This is a genomic window from Aquimarina sp. AU119, from assembly GCF_900312735.1.
Lineage (GTDB): Bacteria > Bacteroidota > Bacteroidia > Flavobacteriales > Flavobacteriaceae > Aquimarina > Aquimarina algiphila.
The window spans coordinates 685,014-703,797 of record NZ_OMPF01000001.1; the positions used below are offsets into that span (position 1 = coordinate 685,014).

Below are 18,784 nucleotides of genomic sequence, written 5' to 3' on the forward strand. Positions count from 1 at the left end.
TGATCATTAACTATAACAAAGCTTGCTTTATTTTAATATCCCACTTTCTTCTTTAATGAAGGGACTTCCCATTTAATCATTTCTTTCAAAAATTCATCAACTTTCTCTACTATAAATTTTTCGGTTATAGATTCTGGGGTATATACGCCTAATTCTACCATATTATTTTCATGAGATGCGTTTTCGATCTGTGGAAATATCATAAAAACATAAACATCCCCATTGTAGGATTGAGAAAAAATCAGTGCTCCTCCCGGTAAAAATTGATACGCTGGGATTAAGTTGGTACAATCTATTAATTCTGGAGGAAAAGAATCAAAAGTGATATTAACTGCTTCATTGTTCTGTATCCAGCTTAATTCTTGAACTTTCCATCCAATATCATATTGTTTTACAATTCTGTTCAATGTTCTAACAAGAATATTTTTTGTTGTGTTTTTCCATAATACTCTTTTATCCACAACAGTTTTTATAGAATTTCTATAATCACTTATTCGTTCTTCGAGATGTTCTATTTTCATAACTCATGATGATATTAGTTTTTTTCTTTTTCCATCTTTTTAAAGTAATTTTTAAAAAAGAAATTATGCTTTAAAGCTTCCATATTTTCATTAAATCGATTGGTTCCTTCTTTAATATTATTCATGGTAGAATCTATATTTTTTACTAACATAGAGTCATTTGCCAAATAATGTAATACTCCTTCTCCATCATTAATCTTTCTAACCACATTGTTTAGGTTTCCTGTAACTTCGACAATCTCAGTACTCGATTTCTCTAGGTTACTAACTATAGTTTTCATTTTTTGCCCGGACAAACTATCATTTAATAAAACCCCAGCAATACTTTCGTTTTCCTTAATAGAAGAAATAACATCTTTGAGCTCCTCAATTGCATATGATGCTCCAGTACTAGCTTTTCTTAATTCATACATTGTCTTTTTAAGGTCTTTAGCCATAATAGAATCATTGATTAACAATCCTAGTGTTCCTTTACCATTAACAATTTCTGTTGTTATTTTTAATAAATCAGCTGTAAGTAATGCTGCATTTTCATTGGTAACGTTTAAGGTCGTAAGCATATCATCGGTTCCAATTTTACTATAGGATTGAATTGTATCTCCTGAAATCACAGATGGTTTTTTACTTTCCCTAGGAATTATATTAACAATCATATTACCTACTAAACCGTCTGATCCAATTGTAGCAACAGCGTCTTTTTTTATATGCTTCCCAATCTTTTCTTCAATGACCATTTCTACTATAATTTGAGCATCATTTATCATACGAATTCTACTCACGGTTCCCACATTGATTCCAGAATAACGAACATTATTACCTAATTCGAGACCATTTACATTTGTGAATTGCGTCATGATTTTAATGGTATTACCAAATAGATTTTGTCGATTTCCTATCGAATATAATGCTGCAATAAGTAGTACTGTCCCGACGACTACAAAAACGCCAAGTTTAAATTTTTGAGATGTTGTTTTTTTCATAACATTTTACTTTTGGTTAGTGTCATTTCTAATGTTTAAAAAATGCCATTGTCTCAGGATCATCAGAATGTGATAATTCTTGATAAGTCCCCTCTGCATAATTAATCCCATCGACCAATAAAATAATTCGATTAGAAATGACACGAGCACAATCCACATCATGCGTTATAATTAGTGAAGAGGTTCCATATTTTTCTTGTATACTACGCATCAACTCAATAATCTCTTTTGCTGTTATAGGATCTAGCCCTGTAGTAGGTTCGTCATAAAGAATAATTTTAGGTTTCAATATTAGTGCTCTCGCTAACGCGATACGTCGCTGCATTCCCCCAGAAAGTTCTGCAGGCATTAGATCAATAGCATCTACTAGGCCTACATTTTCAAGTGCTTCAATGACTAATGCCTCAGTATGTCCTGTCATCCTTAGTTTTTTTTTATGCCGTCTAAGCGGAAATTCGAGATTTTCTCGCACGGTCATCGAATCATATAATGCACTTCCTTGAAATAGAAATCCAATTTCGGTTCGTAATAGATCTAATTCTGTTTGTCCCAGAACTGTAATATCCTGATTCCTTATCCTTATGCTACCACTATCAGCCTGCATCAATCCAACAAGGCATTTAATCATTACTGATTTACCAGAGCCCGACTTTCCCATTACCACAAGATTTTCTCCTTCAAATAATCGCAGATTAAACCCATTAAGTACATGATTCTCTCCAAAACTTTTTTTAAGATTCTGGATTTCTAAAACGGTTACTATATTCTCTTTTAATTTCATCAGATTTCAAAAAATATATCTGCTAAAAAAACAGCGATAAAGTCAATTATAAATAATAGCATCGAAGTATATACTACTGCAGAATTCGATGCTTCACCCACTCCAGCTGTTCCCTTTTTACAATAATACCCTTTATAACATCCTACTAATCCAATCGCATACCCAAAAAAGAATGATTTTATAGTTGCAGGAACTATATCGCTATACTCAATAGCATCAAAAACCTGATTAAAATACAGTCGGTAGGATACAGCTCCTTTTAGGTTTTCTACGATTGCAGAACCAAATAAAGCAATCGCATCTCCAAATACAATAAGAATAGGTAACGTTAATGTAGTTGCTACAATGCGAGTAACTACTAAATATTTAAAAGGATTTGTTCCTGATACTTCCATCGCATCGATTTGTTCTGTAACTCTCATCGAACCCAACTCTGCTCCAATTCCTGAGCCAATTCGACCTGCGCAAATCAAAGCGGTAATTACTGGCCCTATTTCTCTAACTATAGAAATCCCTACCATAGAAGGCATCCACGATTCTGCTCCAAATTCCATTAACGTAGGTCTTGACTGAAGCGTAAAAACCAACCCTAAAATAAACCCTGTTACTCCTACTAAAAGCAAAGAACGATTGCCCATATGATAGCACTGTCGTAATAACTCCTGGAACTCAAATGGTTTGGTAAAAACTTCTTTGAAAAAACGTCTAGAGAAATATGATAAATCTCCAATCTCTATAAAAAAAGCTTTGGTTCTTTCTACTATACGAAGGGATTGCATCATAACATAATCTACTTCAGGTTTATTATCAAAGATAGAAGTAGTGTTTTCTAATAAAAATGACATAAATCATCATAAGAAGCAGATATTCTCTGATATATATCATAGTTTACCATAGTATAAACTCATAGTTTCGATTGCTAAAATTGATATTATGAGAACAACTATTGAAATCCAAAATTTAAAATGCAGTGGTTGCGAAAATACAATTGCAAAAAAACTTCATGCACTAGAGGGCATCAAAGATATATGTATAAACGTCAATGATTGTTCTGTATCTTTTAGTTATAAAACCCATCAGGGTCTGGAAACAGTACGACAGGAACTTTTAAAACTTGGATATCCAATTAAGGGAGATAAAAACAACTTTAATATAAAAGCAAAATCGTATGTGAGTTGCGCTATAGGAAGAGTAAGTAAATAATGTATGTTATATAGATAAAAAGTTCTACAATGAAAGAAAAAGTAAAAACAAATGCTTCTTCTAATTCAATCTATGGTTTAGGTTTTATAGGAGCAGTAATCTATTATATTAGTCACGCTACAGGTTTTTGGATAGGTATAATTGGTGTTTTAAAAGCAATCGTTTGGCCAGCAATTTTAGTTTATGAAATTTTTAAATATGTAAAAGCATAAAAAAAGCTGTCTAATTAGTTAGACAGCTTTTTTTTATATTAGGTATATGATATATAATCTTAATACCAACCTCTTACATTATATTTTACATTTTGAGGTTGATTTTTACCATACGCTACTCCTACGTCTCTAGCAGCCTTAATATAAGTCTTTTTAAGATCTAATACTTTTAACTGATAGTTCCAGTCTCTATCACTTAGATCTTTAACTCTTGCCGCAATTTTTGCATATAAAGATTTTACTTTACCATAACAAGCTCCTTGAGGCTCTATAGTTGATAAAATAGCTCCAGCTTCATTTGCTGCATTTATATCCTGATTTGCCGCCCAGATAGCTGATGCCTCAGTAAGTTTTTGCTTACAATCTCTATCGATACTCTTTTGATAAAGAACCTTGATTTTTGACTTTACTTTATTAAAACAAGTACTTGCTTCAGGAACATTAGTTAATATAACCAAAGCTTCATCAAATTCATTCTGTGCTTCTAAAGCTGCTGCCTTTTTAAGAATGTTAGAACAGTTAGAATTATAATACTCTATAATCTTTTCTTTTCCTTTTTCAACAAACTCTAAAATTTCAGGGTTTTTTGGTGATAATCTTTTAATCGCAGAGATATATGCTTTGGTTTCATTATTACCAACTCCTTTTAACTCGATAGATTGACTAGCAAACAAGGTTCCAGATACTCCATCACCAATATATAGTGTTACATTTAAATTTAATGCAGTTTTTGGTGGAGCCGTAGCTGTTATATCTTTACTTAACACACTAACATTTGGTGCTAATATAAACCTTGAGTTATACGGATTTTCGCTAATTCCATTTTTAGTAATAATCTGTGCTAATCTATTCAATAGCATTTTTTTGGCAGAAGCAGGAATTCCTTCTACTTGCCTCGGCACATATGCTGCTAATGAAATACCATCGTTGTTACTTTTTTCTTGTGCTACCAATGAAGTCGCAACAAAAAACAACATTATATATAATACTCTTTTCATCATTTTATATTTTATTTTCCTCCTAATATGATTGTTGCTCTACCTAAGCCTTTCATAACAAGCTTGTTTGGAATTGCATATGGCTCACTTTTTAGCATTTTGCTAAGTCCTCTTACAAACCTTCTTGCATCCATAGCTCTTCCTTTATCATTAAAAAGAGGAATTCTTACTTGTTCAAATAAAGCCATATCTGCTGTCATATCTGTAGTATTAAATCTACCTTTAACTGCATTATCAGCTAACCAATCTTCGATAATAATTCCTAGTTCTTCATCATCATCACCATATTCTGATTCTAGATCACCATCCCAATCATCCCATTTCTGAACTCTTACAATAATTTCACGTCCGTTTTCAAACATATCATCAAAATGAGTTTGTAGAGAACCGGTAAAGTTATCCATGTGTGATAATACCGCTTCAGAAAGTAATACTGGTACTTCTGCAGAGAAAGAAGGAGCTCCTGTACCTGTTGCTGTTGCGATTTGTTTGTCTGTATATGCATCTAACCCTTGAAGATTAAAGTTAACTGATTTCTTAGGGCCAGTTTTATTAATAGTCCAAGTTAATTGCATAATAATATCTGCTTTGGCAACTTTCTTAAGTGCATCAATTGGACTTTCACTTACACCGCTTCCTGTGTCTTTTGAAGAACGCATATTATCTTCGGCAGCATTAGACTCTAAAGTTTTTATAGCAGATTCCATATTTTTAAGAGGAAATCCTCTTTCTGCCATCATACCATTTATTTGACTAATTACCTGTAATACTTCAGCATTTTCCTGAAATGCTCTTTTATAATCGGGAACCTTTACAATTGTTCCTTGATTGTTAAACCCTAACATATATCCATTTTGATTGCACCAAACATCACTAGGAACAACCATAATAGTAGGTTTTTTTGCTTGACCAAAACCAAAGGATATGGTAAGCATTAAAACCCCAACGAGTACGATAATATTTTTTTTCATTAATCTTTTGTTTTATGTTTAAAATCCCGAATTTAAAGCTCTAATTATTCCCTCTGCCTCTAACTTTTTTCTTAATTGGTCAGTGGTCACATTTACAACTACACCTATTTTATATTCTCTTTTACTAACTTTTAAGCGATCACCTGGTGCTATATTACCATCTGCCGCTGCTGTAACATATTTTCTAAATTCTCCACCATCGCTAAAAAAGGTTTTAAAGAATTCTGCATGATCCTCCTCAGCACTTGGATTACTTACCAAAGGTTTAAATGGTGTACAACCATTTCCTCCTCCTGCATATCCTTTAAACACCATACCATGTACGGCATTTTTCATTGCCTGAGCAACTGCAAACTTTGGGTTTTTGGAATATGACCATACTTTTACAAGTTTAGAACCTTGTTTAGCAATACCTTCACATTCTACATCATACCTCCATTCTTGGGTATCCTTATTAGCCAATTTCTTTTTTCGTTGGGCATTAGCATTAAAACTAAAACATAACAATAGTAATACTACCAAGCCAATCTTTGTGATAAACTTATTCATAATATAAAGTTTTCTTTCTTAATTAATTTGTCTGATTAACATCCCGGAGTAAAAGTTTTTACCCCCTTTAAATAGTGTATATTCTTTAATCTCTTCTGTAGATTCGTGCTCTTCTCCAGCCATAAAACGGTTATCCCATATTTGTTTTTTGTTTACTTTGATAACACCTTGTCTTTTATAAACTGTTTTCCCATTTTTATCAATGGTTTGCTCTAATACTTCATATTTATCTCCTCCTTCTAATCCTTCTTTCAATCCAATTTTTGCAGATAATGGATCTCCACTTATTAAAGGAGTTTTTGTTCTAAATACTTCGTATTTTCTTTGCAATTTTGCAATTACAGCATCAACTGCTTTTACAGTAGCAATGGATACTAGTTGTTCTTCACTTTTTCTAGTAAATGAGCTACTTTGCAGATCGGCCCATGCAACTTCTGTACCTATTAATTCTACTTTAAAAATATCAGACTCATCAAAAGCCTTCTTCTTGGCTTCATCAAGATTAGCATCATCTGTCCAATAATCATTATAGAAGATAGCAGCAGTTTCTTCATTCCATACCAATTTATAAAGGTTTGAAGTTGTTTTAATCACATATCCTTTTCCTGCAACATCAAGAGCCTTACCTGCTAACTTGGATCCAAGTCCACCACCGTTTCCTGCAAGACTTGCAGCAAACCCTAATCCTGCTTTGGCTTTTTCGGCAACTTCTTCTTTACTGATATACTTAAAATCATTAACAACAATAAATGTGTTCTTGATAAGTTCTTCTCCAGCATCTGCTAGCAAAGCAAGTCCTCTTTCGCTATTTTTAGCAATTTTCACATCTAACTCTGTAGCGTTATATGACCCTCTCTCTGAGATAAGATCCATATTAAAGCCTCCTTGTTCACTTCTATTAAACCATTTTGCAACTACTGCTTTTGCAATTTTGTTAGTAGAAAAGTATTCTTGAATAGCTACTTTCTGCGCTTCTTTTATCTCTTCTTTCGATAATGATTCATCATAAACTTTGGCTATTGTTCTTAGCTCAATGTTATGATTATTAAATTTTTCAGGAATCTCGGCTGATGTAAATGCCTCTTCAATGACATCTGCGTATTCTCTTTCTTTATCCGTTACCATAAGTGTAAATAACGAACTTCTCCTGTAAACGACGTCAGTTGGTTTTTCCTGACCATAGACCCCAAACGTACTTACAGCTACTAATAAATATAGTATTACTTTTTTCATAGGTTAAATTAGTTAAAATTGATAGTTAGATTTTAATAGCATTTATCCCTTACTAAATGCTAATATGTACCTCATTTCTAGGCGCAAAAACAGCGAAATTAAATAAAAAATGTTAATTAACTTAATTTTTGTTAACATTTATTCATCGATAAAAAACGTTTTTTAACGACAAAAAGCTATTTCACAGAAAATATTCGATGTTTTTAACAACACTCTGTTTTTTTAATCCCGCATATACAACAAAAGTAATCTGTACACTTAAACAAATTAAAACCAAATATATATACGATTTCTTTTAATTGATATTCGAGATACTTCATCTTTTATTTGTATTTAATTTTATTCCTTAATTAAATACACACTTAAAAAAAGTAGCACAAGAAAACAACTATCAATTTATTTTTAAAACGAATTTTACATCGTTAAAAATAGTTAGTCAAAAATGAATATTTAACATTGTATAGAGTACCCCGTTTTCAGTGAATTTTTATATCCTCACAGAATTTCTATATTCCTTTTATTATAAAATGTTTTAAGAGCGCTAAGTTTTTTAAAGGCTTTTAGGTTTACTCCTCTTTATTGTTTCCGCATATAAGCGGAAGAACAAGGTTTCATTATCCCGTTTTAAAAAACACCTCTATACTACATTGTATTCACAAATACCATTACTTCAGTAATAAAAAAACATATTCTAAAAACAAAAGCATTACTTATATTTACTTATAAATTTGATTCCTATGTCATCAGAATCCCGATTAAACCGTGCATACAAAAATGCCAAAGTCATTCCTTTTGATGATACTTCTAAATTTATATTGTTTAGCGACTGCCACCGAGGAGATAATAGTTTTGCAGATGAGTTTGCTAATAATAGGAATATTTATTTTCATGCTCTTAAATATTACTACAATAAAGGGTTCACATATTGCGAATTAGGTGATGGAGATGAGTTATGGGAAAATCGAAATTTTGACATGATATTTAGAGCTCATAAAAATGTATATGAATTACTTTCTCTTCTTTATAGTGAAAATCGATTAGAAATGATTTGGGGTAACCATGATATGGTATATAGGAATCCTAAATATGTAAAAAAACATTTATCTTATTATTTTGATCGTAAAACTGATAGGGAAATTGCTCTTTTTCCCAATATAAAATATGAAGAAGCGATTGTACTCAAACATAAAAATACGAAGCAGGAAATTTTTATGCTTCATGGTCATCAAGCAGATTTTATGAATTATACAGGATGGAAAATCAATAGATTTTTGGTTCGTGTATTATGGAAACCTTTACAGGTAATAGGAATTTCTGATCCTACCAGCCCTGCTAAAAATTATAAAGAAACTATTAGAATAGAGCGCAGAATTAAAAAATGGATTGCTAACAACAAAAATTTATTTACCATTATTGGTCATACTCATCGTCCGCGATTTCCTGAAGCTGGAGAATTACCACTTTTTAATGATGGTAGTTGTGTTCATCCAAGATCAATTACTGGAATGGAAATTGAAAATGGAGCTATTACCTTAATTAAATGGCAAATTTCTACTACTGAAGATGGTATCTTGAAAATTATTAGAATCCCTCTGGAAGGCCCTCAAAAATTAACTGATTTTGTTACCGATCGTATACCTTTAGATGCAAAACACCCAATACATAATTGACAGTATCCCTATTAGACATAATCTAGTGTCTTATTTTATATCTATTGGAATCTTTTTTGGATTACTACTAAGTGCTGTAATTCTTTTTAGAGCTTCCAAAAAAAATATTGCTTTTAGGATATACGGCTGGTCCTTACTTATACAATCAATTATAGCAGCAGATACTTTTCTATGCTATACAGGGCTTATGAAATATACTCCACATTTAAATGATAGTACAGAACCATTAGTCTTACTTCTGGCACCTTCAATTTACATATTTATATATGCTCTTCTAGAACGAAAATCAATTACTTTAAAAAAACATTGGATACATCTCTTACCATCTGTATTATATCTTATATCTCAGATTAAATATTACTTTCAACCTACATCGATCAAAATCAATGCATATTTGGGTGCATATTTCCCAAATATGGAAAGAGCAATCGTTCTTGAGAATACAGATTATAGTTACCAGATCATCAAAGATGAATTTCGATGGCTTATCCTCTTTAGCTTAATAGTGTATATTGTACTATCGATACGACTGGTGTTAAAGAATTTCTACAATGGTAACACAAAAAACGCAAGCAATATTAAAGTTAATAAATATGATTTCTCTCGAAATACCATTCTTGCTTTATTAGCTTTTTTTATTCTTATTTTTTTGGTGTATTTGAATTTTGATGATGATGGTGGAGATCATTATATATTTATATTTCATACTATAACAGTATGTATCACTGGTTTTGTATTACTATCAGAGTCTCGATTTTTCGAAAATTCATGGTTGGCAGATAAATACGAAACCTCAAAAATTAATAGTGACTCTTTTTCTATTCAAAAAATAGAGCAATATATCAGAAATGAGGAGTATTATTTATCAAAATCTGCATCTTTAAAGGATCTGGCAAAAGCTCTTGGATCTAATCCTAATTACATTTCTCAAATCATTAATGTAAGTACTAATTTAAATTTTAATGATTTTATAAATCAATACAGAATTGAAGAATCAAAAAAAAGACTTTTAGATGACTCTTATGATCATCTCACTATAGAGGCCATAGGAAATTCTGTCGGCTTCAAATCAAAAGCCACTTTCTATAACGCTTTTAAAAAACATGTACAGCTTTCTCCAAAGGCATTTATAACACTTCAAAAATCAAATACTTAAAAATTAAAACGTCTAAAATTATAATTCTAGACGCAATACTTATTTTTTAAAACCTGATTACAAGCAAAATACGTCATTTTTGGAAAAATAAATTTTTAGTATTATGCAACAAAAAATTCGCCGTTATGATCTCGACTGGTTACGTGTCATTGTATTTGGGTTACTCATTTTTTATCATGTAGGAATGTTCTTTGTTCCCTGGGGTTTTCATATTAAAAACAACATCATTTATGATTGGATAAGATGGCCTATGTTATTTTTAAATCAATGGAGATTACCTATTCTATTTGTCATATCAGGTATGGGAACATATTATGCGCTTTCATCAAGAAATCTTTGGCAATTTAATATCGAACGTTGTAAAAGATTAGCTATTCCATTACTTTTTGGTATGCTTTTTATTGTTCCTCCTCAGGTATATTATGAACGTTTAACTAACAATGAATATTTTGGATCTTATATTGAATTCTTTACAACAAAGGCCTTTATTGGAGTATATCCAGAAGGAAATATTAGTTGGCATCACCTTTGGTTTTTACCTTATTTATTGCTTTTTTCTATATTTCTTTCACCCATCTTTGTCCGTTTAAAAAAGAAGCCTTCAAAACTTATATCCTGGATCAGGAAAAAGATTCAAAAAACATATGGTTTATATCTTTTTATATTTCCACTGTATCTAACAGAAGCTTTTTTAGAGCCATTTTTTCCTATCACTCATGCACTAATTGATGATTGGTTCAATTTCATAAACTGTTTAGTGTTATTTTTCTTCGGTTTTATTCTTATTGCATCAGGTAAAGAATTTTGGAATAGTGTGGATCGAATAAAATCTCGAGCATTGATTATAGGAAGTGTTACGTTTTGTACGTTACTGATCATCTGGCTTCAGTTAGAAGATAGCATCTATGTACACTTCTCTGAAGCCTTAATCAAAGTCGTCAACTTATGGTCTTGGATATTGGTATTATTTGGATATGGAGCAAAGTTTCTAAATAGAAAAAGCAATCTGCTTGCCTATTGTAATAGAGCTGTCTATCCCTTTTATATTTTACACCAAACGATCACTATAGCAATCGGATATTATATTATGAATTTGGATTGGGGACTTGTACCTAAACTTATCTTAATGATTATTGGTACTTTTCTGGGAAGTTGGATGATCTATCATTTGATCATCATCAGAATCCCTATTTTACATCCATTATTTGGACTTAAAAAGTCTTATAGAGAAGCAGGTTAACCTGCTTCTCTATAATTTTGATATTATTATTCTATATTGAGTACTTCTTCTATCTGCGGAGCATACTTTTTAATAGTCATCTCCACTCCAGATTTAAGTGTCATCTGATTCACACTACATCCTACACAAGCACCTTCTAACTGAACCTTTACTGTTTTATCATCTTCGATAGCAACTAAAGAAATATTTCCTCCATCACTCTCCAAAAATGGTCTAATTTCATCCAGCGCCTTTTCTACATTAATTCTTAATTCTTCAGAAGTCATTTTTTATTTTTTTACGGCAGAACATCCTGCCATGGTTGTTATTTTAATTGCCTCTGTTGGAGGTAAGTTATCGTTTCTATCTACTACCTCTTGCACTACACTTTTGGTTAATTCCTCAAATGCTTTTTCTATTGGTGTAGCTGTCTGTAATGCTGCGGGTCTCCCTACATCTCCTGCTTCACGAATACTTTGTACTAACGGAATTTCTCCTAAGAAAGGAATATCCATATCCTCTGCCAGGTGTTTTGCCCCTTCTTTTCCAAAGATATAATATTTATTGTTAGGAAGCTCTTCTGGTGTAAAATATGCCATATTCTCTATGATTCCCAAGACTGGCACATTGATACTCTCTTGCTGGAACATAGCTACACCTTTACGAGCATCTGCCAAAGCAACATTCTGCGGAGTGCTCACTACCACGGCTCCGGTTATAGGAAGAGATTGCATAATAGACAAATGAATATCTCCTGTTCCTGGTGGCAAATCGATCAACATGAAATCCAGTTCTCCCCAAGCTGCATCAAAAATCATCTGATTTAGTGCTTTTGCAGCCATTGGACCTCTCCAAACTACTGCTTGATTAGGTTGTGTAAAAAACCCTATAGATAAAATCTTTACTCCATAATTCTCTATGGGTTTCATCTTAGATTTACCACCTTCTTTTACAGAGAGGGGTCGTTCTCTTTCTACATCAAACATAATAGGTGCAGAAGGGCCATAAATGTCTGCATCTAACAATCCTACTTTAAAACCCATTTTTGCCAAAGTCACTGCCAGATTTGAAGTTACCGTAGATTTACCTACACCACCTTTACCAGAAGCCACTGCAATAATATTGGTAATTCCAGGAATAGATTTTCCTTTGATCTCATTAGTTTGAGACTGCGTATTAGCGGCAGGCGCTTCGACTTTTATATTTACCGTTATTTTTGCCTTTTCATAAACTTTCTCATGAATTACTTTCATGACATCTACCTCAGCACGTTTACGAATATGTAGTGCAGGGGTAGTCAATACCAAATCTACAACTACTTCGTCGCCAAAAGTAATTACATTTTTAACCGAACCGCTCTCTACCATATTCTGACCTTCTCCTGCAACAGTTATAGTCTCTAATGCCTTTAATATATCTGATTTCTCTAACTTCATGAGTATTTTTCTTTTGCTGACTAATTCATCTATCTAGATTGATTCTAAGTGCAAAGATAGGTTGAAAAGTTAAGATTATAAAGCCTCCAAATTGAAATGATTTATAGTGGTATCGTATTTCACAATAAGATGATTTTTATAAAGTGGTATGATTAATGTGAATAGCGAATTAAAAAAATACAAAATAACCATTATGAAACCAATTACTCTTCTTCTACTAGCGTACTTTATGGTATCTAATCATGGATTTAGTCAAGGTAAATTAGAGAAAGCCGAAAAAAGTTTAAGTAAAAAAGAAGAGAGCAATAGAAGTTATAATAATTCTAGGTCAAGATCAAGAGCTTCAAATAATTATGACGACACTTATCTTTTTGGTGACTTACTTATAGAAATAGGAGCTATTATAACCTACGGAATTATCTTTGAAGCCCCCGGAGAAGCTGAATATGCTGCTAGTACTGCTTCTATTACCAAATACCCATATCTTCATTCAAAAAAAGGAAACTATTCTTATGATTGGGGAGAAGATGCCGCTTTATTTAGGACTACACTTTCTACCCGAACCGTTGTCGAAAATGCAAAATTGTATGGAAATCATCTCAATGCCGATTTTAGATTTTTTAAAAGAATTGGTTTTGAAGCAGATTATCTACAATTATGGGAAGACAATACTTTTTTTGGAGATAATTCATTAGCCGTATATACTTTTCTCGCAAAGTATCATCGAATTCGTACTGAAAGATTTGACATGTATTGGGGATTAGGTGCCACCTATGTTGATGGTGAAGTAGATGAATTAGGATTTACTTATGGTCTTGGGGCTGAGCTTTTCTTTGCAAAACCGTTAAGTTTGGAGGCTAATTTTAATCAAGCTTTTATCAATGATACTACCGTAAACAAATTTAATACGTTACTCAACTATCACTATAAACGTTATACATTTTCTGGAGGGTATGAGCATCTTAAATTGGGTAGCGTAGATTTTTCCACCTTTTCTGCCGGAGTCGGGGTTTCTTTTTAAGTGATTTTAAAATTATAACTCGGTCATAGGATCCCAGAATAGTTTTTCAAAATCTATAATCTGATTATCGATTACTTCTACTCCTTCACTTTCTAATAATTGTTGCATTAAGTTTGTTCCATCAAAATGGTGTTTCCCGGTGAGTATACCCTTTCTGTTTACCACACGATGCGCAGGCACATCATCTCTTCCACCACATGCATTCATTGCCCAACCAACCATTCGTGCACTTCTTGCCGCACCAAGACATTTGGCAATTGCTCCATAAGAAGTTATTCTTCCATAAGGTATTAGTTTGGCCACTTCATATACTCTTTCAAAAAAATTATCGTTTTCTTTTACTCCCACGTGTATACAATTCTTGCTAAGGTTATAATTACTAAAATCAACATCAATATTCCCATAAAATAATTAGAATATTTAGTGATAGACGCTGTTTTCTTTTCAATCTTTAAAAAAGACAATACATAAAAATAAAGAGTTACAAAAGTTCCTGTTCCTGCCGCGACAGTAAATGCTATAATACGTAAAGTATCGTATTCCATTTTTCCACTAACGCTCATTCCAGCAGCAATAGCACAGAAATAAGGTATCGGTAATACATTAATCGCTGACATCATAACACCTTTGAAAAAACTTCTCTTTTCATTTTTGCGATATACTCTGATTTTTGTTCTTCTTTGTTTTGCTTTTGCGAAAAAGTAAATCGCCATCAAAAAAAAGATTACTGCTCCTGTACGCAGTAAAATATTTCTAACAAAAGGGTTGAAAAAAATATATTTGGCCAAAAGAATAGCAATCAAGGCCTGAAACAAGACCACTACAGAAGCTCCAATTGCCACTAAAATACCATTGTTCTTTCCTCTTTCAAGGCATGTGCGTGCAACGGTCATATTTACCAATCCAGGAGGAATAACTCCAACCAGTGATGCAAAAAATGTAACTAAAAATAGTCTAGTAGTTTCCAAAATTATTATGCCAATTACGTGATCCTAAACTGGATGTAAGTTATAGGTTTATTTTGTTCTAAATATTGTTTTTCATAAAAAGTTTGAATTGAAGTTACAATCTTTGGTGCACCTTCATTATGGTAAACATTATGATTTGCGTACAGCACTTCATGCCCTTCTCCATGCAACAATCCTAAGGTGTATCCATGCATAAATTCACTATCTGTTTTCAGATGCATGAGCCCTGTTGGTTTTAATATTTTCTTATACCGTTGTAAAAAATCATGATTTGTTAATCGATGCTTTGTGCGTTTATATTTGATTTGTGGATCTGGAAAAGTAATCCAAATCTCATCAACCTCTCCTTCGGCAAAAATATGATCGATTAGTTCAATTTGTGTTCTAATAAAGCCCACATTATTCATTTCATCTTCTATCGCAGTTTTAGCACCACGCCAAAAACGGGCTCCTTTAATATCAATACCAATAAAATTTTTATCTGGATATTGTTCTGCAAGTCCTACCGTATATTCTCCTTTACCACATCCTAACTCAAGAACAATAGGGTTTTGATTTTTAAAGAATTTCTCATTCCATTTCCCTTTATATCCAAGTGTATTATTAAGCACTTCATCTCGTGTAGGTTCTACTACATTATGAAAGGTTTTGTTCTCGTTAAATCGTTTTAATTTATTCTTACTTCCCACTAATTCTCTAATTTCTTTTCTTATTCGACTCTCGAATCCTTTTTGTGTTACATTAAACCTATGATTTTTGGTATTAAGAAACACTAATCTCTTTAGTAAAAAGAGTTCGATATATAGTAACATATCAAAAAATACACCAATTCAAATATTTCTATCAACAAAATATGATTTGAATCTCTTCTTAAAAAGGAAAAATCAATATGTTCAATATAATTTTCATGATGTTGAGTTTCACTAAAGATAATTTTTTGGTAAAATTAAGGAAATATACGCATAAGGAAATAGGATTACTTTTATTATTAAGAATTAAATGGTCAGTCGTTATAACCAATTAAAAACTAGAACATTTGAAAAAAAAAGTACTTGTAGCTCCTCTAAATTGGGGACTAGGTCATGCAACACGTTGTATCCCTATTATCAATGCGTTAATAGAAGAAGGTCTGGAGCCTGTTATTGCCTCTGATGGTATTGCTTTATCATTATTAAAAAAGGAATTTCCTAAGTTACAAACAAAACTCCTTCCTTCCTACAATATAGAATATTCTAAAAAGGGAAATAATTTTAAGTTGAAAATGTTACTTAACAGTCCTAAAATTGCTCATGCAATAAGTGCCGAAAAAAAAGTCATTAAAAAGCTTATGCAGGAAGAGGATTTTTGCGGTATTATTTCTGACAACAGAATGGGAGTACGACACAAAAGTATTCCTTCAGTTTTTATAACTCATCAACTTACCGTACTAAGCGGAAAAACAACATCAATAAGCACAAAACTTCACAATAAGTACATTAAAAAATTCGATGTGTGCTGGGTTCCTGATATGGCTGATGATCCAAATCTTAGTGGTGAATTAGGTCACCCAAAAAAGAATACTATTCCTGTTACGTATCTTGGTCCTTTAAGTAGGTTTGAATATCAGGTTGTACCCAAGAAATATGATATTATGGTATTACTTTCTGGCCCAGAACCTCAACGCACTTTATTAGAACAAAAGTTATTTCAGGAATTTGAACAAAGTGATAAAAGAATTGTATTTGTACGTGGACTTATTGAAGATATACAACAGACGTATATAAAGAATAATATCACAATACATAATTACCTTACCGGGAAAGATCTGGAAGACACTATAAACAGCAGTAATTTGATCATTTCGAGATCAGGGTACACTACAGTAATGGATCTTGCCAAATTGAAGAAAAAAGCATTTTTTATCCCTACGCCAGGTCAGTTTGAACAAGAATACTTAGCAGAGCGTTTAACAATTAATAAATTAGTTCCTAGTTGTACTCAGAATGATTTTACATTAACTAAGTTAAGAGATTTGAATGCGTATCGAGGATTAAGTAGTTTTAGTACTGACATCGACTACGGGGAACTTTTTCACTTTTTCCAAAGTAAATGAAAATTCACTTCCTACTCGATAATCGCTTTCTACATAAATTCGTTCGTGGTGCGCTTCGATAATATGTTTTACGATAGCTAACCCAAGACCAGAGCCTCCTTCTTTACGCGAGCCACTTTTATTTACTCGATAAAAGCGTTCAAATAATCTTGGGATATGGGCTTGTGCGATCCCTTCTCCATTATCTGTAACTCTAACAATAGTTTTATTACGGATCAAATCTTCGATACTTACCTCGGTCGTACCATCTTCTTTTCCATACTTTATTGAGTTTACAATAAGATTAGAAAGAACTTGTTGTATACGTTCTTTATCGGCATGAACCAGAATAGGGTTACTATAATTCATATCAAATGTAAGTGCAATATTCTTTTTTGCAGCTTTCATTTCATACAGATCAAATACACTTTGTACCAATTCTACAATATCAAAATTAGTATAGCTAAGATTAAGATCACCTGCTTCTAATTTGGTGATCATATCCAGATCGTTCACGATATAAATTAAACGCTCTACTCCCTTACTAGCACGATTTAAGTATTTATCAAGAATTGCAGGATCATCCATCGCTCCATCCAAAAGGGTTAATATATACCCCTGAACAGTAAATAATGGTGTTTTTAACTCATGCGAAACATTCCCCATAAATTCTTTACGATACGCTTCTCTGATTTTTAACTTTTCAATCTCTGTTTTACGCTGTTGTGCAAATTTTTCAACTTCTTTAATAAGAGTTCTCATATCTGTTGTAACAGGAGTATCACTAATAACATCATCTACTTCCAACATTTCGATATCATCATATATTTTACGAACTCTTCTATAAATAAACTTCTCAACACGATATTGAATGATTAGAAAGCAAATCGCATAGCATACCATTACAAAACCTAATATAAATAATAGGTTAAACTGGGATTGCGCATACAAAAAAACGCTCATTACGAGCGTTAATAATATAGTAATGTATAAAGACGAAAGGTATGCAAACCTATACGACTTCTTAAAATTCTCTGCCATTTAAACTACGAACTTATATCCTACTCCTTTAATCGTTTTAAAACTATCATCGCCGATCTTTTCTCTTAATTTTCTGATGTGAACATCTATAGTACGACCTCCTACGATCACCTCATTACCCCATACCTTATCAAGAATATCTTCTCGTTTAAATACCTTTCCAGGCTTAGAGGCTAATAAAGATAATAATTCAAATTCTTTTCTAGGTAAAACAATCTCTTTTTTATCTTTTACAATCTTATACTCATCTCTATTAATAACGAGATTACCTATCTTAACCACATTATCAGAAGATTCGTCTTCTTTAAGTCTACGTAATAAGGCTTTTACTTTACTCACTAAAACTTTTGGACGAATCGGTTTAGTAATATAATCATCTGCTCCTGCATCAAATCCTGCTACCTGAGAATAATCTTCTCCCCTTGCAGTAAGAAAAGTGATGATTGTATTTTGTAAATCTGGTAGTTTGCGAATATGTTCACAAGCTTCAATGCCATCCATTTCTGGCATCATCACATCCAAAATAATTAATTGTGGTTTTTTCTTTTTAGCAACTTTTACAGCTTCAACTCCGTTTTCTGCAGTAACAACACTATATCCTTCCGCAGTAAGATTATACCCAACAATTTCTAAAATATCCGGCTCATCATCTACTAACAGAATTGTAATATCTTTTTTATTCATTTTTTATAGAATTATATCACTTGATTGAGGTAAATATACTATGTTACAATGAAAGTTTTCACAACTATTA

Annotated in this window: 22 protein-coding genes; 7 read left to right on the forward strand and 15 right to left on the reverse strand. The window is 32.3% G+C overall.

Annotated features, from left to right (window positions below):
- Window positions 1–32: 32 nt before the first annotated feature.
- The 4 genes from DK442_RS02960 to DK442_RS02975 are packed head-to-tail and all read right to left on the reverse strand — an operon-like array spanning window position 33 to window position 3,064.
- Complete coding sequence (locus DK442_RS02960) at window positions 33–521, reverse strand: hypothetical protein (protein WP_109434338.1); 489 nt, start codon at window positions 519–521, stop codon at window positions 33–35.
- A 14-nt stretch (window positions 522–535) separates the two neighbouring features.
- Entirely contained in the window at window positions 536–1,501 is a 966-nt protein-coding gene (locus DK442_RS02965) for an MlaD family protein (RefSeq protein WP_109434339.1), read from the reverse strand.
- 28 nt (window positions 1,502–1,529) lie between these two features.
- Complete coding sequence (locus DK442_RS02970) at window positions 1,530–2,282, reverse strand: ABC transporter ATP-binding protein (RefSeq protein WP_109434340.1); 753 nt, start codon at window positions 2,280–2,282, stop codon at window positions 1,530–1,532.
- The gene (locus DK442_RS02975; RefSeq protein WP_109434475.1) at window positions 2,282–3,064 is read right to left on the reverse strand and encodes an ABC transporter permease; all 783 of its coding nucleotides are present in this window, start codon (window positions 3,062–3,064) and stop codon (window positions 2,282–2,284) included. Before DK442_RS02975 ends, DK442_RS02970 begins: the two co-directional genes overlap by 1 nt.
- 151 nt (window positions 3,065–3,215) lie before the next feature.
- Here DK442_RS02975 and DK442_RS02980 point away from each other — a divergent pair, with 151 nt between their 5' ends.
- Window positions 3,216–3,485 carry a heavy-metal-associated domain-containing protein gene (locus tag DK442_RS02980; protein WP_109434341.1) on the forward strand — a complete coding sequence of 90 codons (270 nt, stop codon included), beginning with the start codon at window positions 3,216–3,218 and terminating at the stop codon, window positions 3,483–3,485.
- Window positions 3,486–3,514: 29 nt separating this feature from the next.
- Entirely contained in the window at window positions 3,515–3,697 is a 183-nt protein-coding gene (locus DK442_RS02985; protein WP_109434342.1) for a hypothetical protein, read from the forward strand.
- A 59-nt stretch (window positions 3,698–3,756) separates the two neighbouring features.
- Here the strand turns inward: DK442_RS02985 and DK442_RS02990 are convergent, their stop codons facing one another.
- From DK442_RS02990 to DK442_RS03005, 4 genes are read right to left on the reverse strand one after another with little or no spacing between them, the layout of a single operon-like run.
- Window positions 3,757–4,695, reverse strand: coding sequence for a hypothetical protein (locus DK442_RS02990; protein ID WP_109434343.1), 939 nt, complete (start codon window positions 4,693–4,695; stop codon window positions 3,757–3,759).
- A gap of 11 nt (window positions 4,696–4,706) precedes the next feature.
- The gene (locus tag DK442_RS02995) at window positions 4,707–5,666 is read right to left on the reverse strand and encodes a DUF6175 family protein (RefSeq protein WP_109434344.1); all 960 of its coding nucleotides are present in this window, start codon (window positions 5,664–5,666) and stop codon (window positions 4,707–4,709) included.
- Window positions 5,667–5,684: 18 nt separating this feature from the next.
- Window positions 5,685–6,215 (reverse strand): hypothetical protein, encoded by a 531-nt coding sequence (locus DK442_RS03000; RefSeq protein ID WP_109434345.1) that lies wholly within the window; start codon window positions 6,213–6,215, stop codon window positions 5,685–5,687.
- A gap of 18 nt (window positions 6,216–6,233) precedes the next feature.
- A complete protein-coding gene (locus DK442_RS03005) occupies window positions 6,234–7,448 on the reverse strand; it encodes a hypothetical protein (RefSeq protein WP_109434346.1) in 1,215 nt (404 codons plus the stop codon).
- 737 nt (window positions 7,449–8,185) lie between these two features.
- Here DK442_RS03005 and DK442_RS03010 point away from each other — a divergent pair.
- The 3 genes from DK442_RS03010 (at window position 8,186) to DK442_RS03020 (ending at window position 11,514) form a co-directional block, all read left to right on the forward strand.
- The gene (locus tag DK442_RS03010; RefSeq protein WP_109434347.1) at window positions 8,186–9,118 is read left to right on the forward strand and encodes a metallophosphoesterase; all 933 of its coding nucleotides are present in this window, start codon (window positions 8,186–8,188) and stop codon (window positions 9,116–9,118) included.
- Entirely contained in the window at window positions 9,093–10,274 is a 1,182-nt protein-coding gene (locus tag DK442_RS03015) for an AraC family transcriptional regulator (RefSeq protein WP_109434348.1), read from the forward strand. Before DK442_RS03010 ends, DK442_RS03015 begins: the two co-directional genes overlap by 26 nt.
- Window positions 10,275–10,377: 103 nt before the next feature.
- Window positions 10,378–11,514: an acyltransferase family protein gene (locus tag DK442_RS03020; RefSeq protein WP_200825073.1), complete on the forward strand. Its 1,137-nt coding sequence runs from the start codon at window positions 10,378–10,380 to the stop codon at window positions 11,512–11,514.
- Window positions 11,515–11,540: 26 nt separating this feature from the next.
- Here the strand turns inward: DK442_RS03020 and DK442_RS03025 are convergent, their stop codons facing one another.
- Both DK442_RS03025 and DK442_RS03030 read right to left on the reverse strand, forming a co-directional pair.
- Window positions 11,541–11,780 carry a NifU family protein gene (locus DK442_RS03025; protein WP_109434349.1) on the reverse strand — a complete coding sequence of 80 codons (240 nt, stop codon included), beginning with the start codon at window positions 11,778–11,780 and terminating at the stop codon, window positions 11,541–11,543.
- Window positions 11,781–11,783: 3 nt separating this feature from the next.
- A complete protein-coding gene (locus DK442_RS03030) occupies window positions 11,784–12,929 on the reverse strand; it encodes an Mrp/NBP35 family ATP-binding protein (RefSeq protein WP_109434350.1) in 1,146 nt (381 codons plus the stop codon).
- Window positions 12,930–13,122: 193 nt separating this feature from the next.
- Here DK442_RS03030 and DK442_RS03035 point away from each other — a divergent pair, with 193 nt between their 5' ends.
- Window positions 13,123–13,950: a hypothetical protein gene (locus tag DK442_RS03035; protein WP_160114026.1), complete on the forward strand. Its 828-nt coding sequence runs from the start codon at window positions 13,123–13,125 to the stop codon at window positions 13,948–13,950.
- Window positions 13,951–13,962: 12 nt separating this feature from the next.
- Here DK442_RS03035 and DK442_RS03040 read toward each other — a convergent pair whose 3' ends face one another.
- Genes DK442_RS03040 through trmB form a run of 3 tightly spaced genes read right to left on the reverse strand, consistent with a single transcriptional unit; the run spans window position 13,963 to window position 15,607 of the window.
- Entirely contained in the window at window positions 13,963–14,298 is a 336-nt protein-coding gene (locus DK442_RS03040; RefSeq protein WP_109434352.1) for an MGMT family protein, read from the reverse strand.
- Window positions 14,289–14,918: a LysE family translocator gene (locus DK442_RS03045; RefSeq protein WP_109434353.1), complete on the reverse strand. Its 630-nt coding sequence runs from the start codon at window positions 14,916–14,918 to the stop codon at window positions 14,289–14,291. The genes DK442_RS03040 and DK442_RS03045 overlap by 10 nt, the downstream gene beginning before the upstream one ends.
- 14 nt (window positions 14,919–14,932) lie before the next feature.
- Window positions 14,933–15,607 (reverse strand): tRNA (guanosine(46)-N7)-methyltransferase TrmB, encoded by a 675-nt coding sequence (trmB, locus tag DK442_RS03050; protein WP_109434477.1) that lies wholly within the window; start codon window positions 15,605–15,607, stop codon window positions 14,933–14,935.
- 347 nt (window positions 15,608–15,954) lie between these two features.
- Between trmB and DK442_RS03055 the strand changes: the two genes are divergently transcribed.
- Window positions 15,955–17,010, forward strand: a complete 1,056-nt coding sequence (locus DK442_RS03055) for a glycosyltransferase (RefSeq protein WP_109434354.1) — start codon at window positions 15,955–15,957, stop codon at window positions 17,008–17,010.
- Here DK442_RS03055 and DK442_RS03060 read toward each other — a convergent pair.
- Together DK442_RS03060 and DK442_RS03065 are read right to left on the reverse strand one after the other, a co-directional pair.
- Complete coding sequence (locus DK442_RS03060) at window positions 16,948–18,030, reverse strand: cell wall metabolism sensor histidine kinase WalK (protein WP_109434355.1); 1,083 nt, start codon at window positions 18,028–18,030, stop codon at window positions 16,948–16,950. The genes DK442_RS03055 and DK442_RS03060 overlap by 63 nt on opposite strands.
- The gene (locus tag DK442_RS03065) at window positions 18,031–18,714 is read right to left on the reverse strand and encodes a response regulator transcription factor (RefSeq protein WP_109434356.1); all 684 of its coding nucleotides are present in this window, start codon (window positions 18,712–18,714) and stop codon (window positions 18,031–18,033) included. It lies immediately after the preceding gene.
- Window positions 18,715–18,784 lie beyond the last annotated feature (70 nt).

Coding starts and splice junctions, on each gene's coding strand:
- DK442_RS02960 (WP_109434338.1), bottom strand. CDS start 521: ATGAAAATAGAACATCTCGAAGAACGAATAAGTGATTATAGAAATTCT.
- DK442_RS02965 (WP_109434339.1), bottom strand. CDS start 1,501: ATGAAAAAAACAACATCTCAAAAATTTAAACTTGGCGTTTTTGTAGTC.
- DK442_RS02970 (WP_109434340.1), bottom strand. CDS start 2,282: ATGAAATTAAAAGAGAATATAGTAACCGTTTTAGAAATCCAGAATCTT.
- DK442_RS02975 (WP_109434475.1), bottom strand. CDS start 3,064: ATGATGCAATCCCTTCGTATAGTAGAAAGAACCAAAGCTTTTTTTATA.
- DK442_RS02980 (WP_109434341.1), top strand. CDS start 3,216: ATGAGAACAACTATTGAAATCCAAAATTTAAAATGCAGTGGTTGCGAA.
- DK442_RS02985 (WP_109434342.1), top strand. CDS start 3,515: ATGAAAGAAAAAGTAAAAACAAATGCTTCTTCTAATTCAATCTATGGT.
- DK442_RS02990 (WP_109434343.1), bottom strand. CDS start 4,695: ATGAAAAGAGTATTATATATAATGTTGTTTTTTGTTGCGACTTCATTG.
- DK442_RS02995 (WP_109434344.1), bottom strand. CDS start 5,666: ATGAAAAAAAATATTATCGTACTCGTTGGGGTTTTAATGCTTACCATA.
- DK442_RS03000 (WP_109434345.1), bottom strand. CDS start 6,215: ATGAATAAGTTTATCACAAAGATTGGCTTGGTAGTATTACTATTGTTA.
- DK442_RS03005 (WP_109434346.1), bottom strand. CDS start 7,448: ATGAAAAAAGTAATACTATATTTATTAGTAGCTGTAAGTACGTTTGGG.
- DK442_RS03010 (WP_109434347.1), top strand. CDS start 8,186: ATGTCATCAGAATCCCGATTAAACCGTGCATACAAAAATGCCAAAGTC.
- DK442_RS03015 (WP_109434348.1), top strand. CDS start 9,093: ATGCAAAACACCCAATACATAATTGACAGTATCCCTATTAGACATAAT.
- DK442_RS03020 (WP_200825073.1), top strand. CDS start 10,378: ATGCAACAAAAAATTCGCCGTTATGATCTCGACTGGTTACGTGTCATT.
- DK442_RS03025 (WP_109434349.1), bottom strand. CDS start 11,780: ATGACTTCTGAAGAATTAAGAATTAATGTAGAAAAGGCGCTGGATGAA.
- DK442_RS03030 (WP_109434350.1), bottom strand. CDS start 12,929: ATGAAGTTAGAGAAATCAGATATATTAAAGGCATTAGAGACTATAACT.
- DK442_RS03035 (WP_160114026.1), top strand. CDS start 13,123: ATGAAACCAATTACTCTTCTTCTACTAGCGTACTTTATGGTATCTAAT.
- DK442_RS03060 (WP_109434355.1), bottom strand. CDS start 18,030: ATGGCAGAGAATTTTAAGAAGTCGTATAGGTTTGCATACCTTTCGTCT.
- DK442_RS03065 (WP_109434356.1), bottom strand. CDS start 18,714: ATGAATAAAAAAGATATTACAATTCTGTTAGTAGATGATGAGCCGGAT.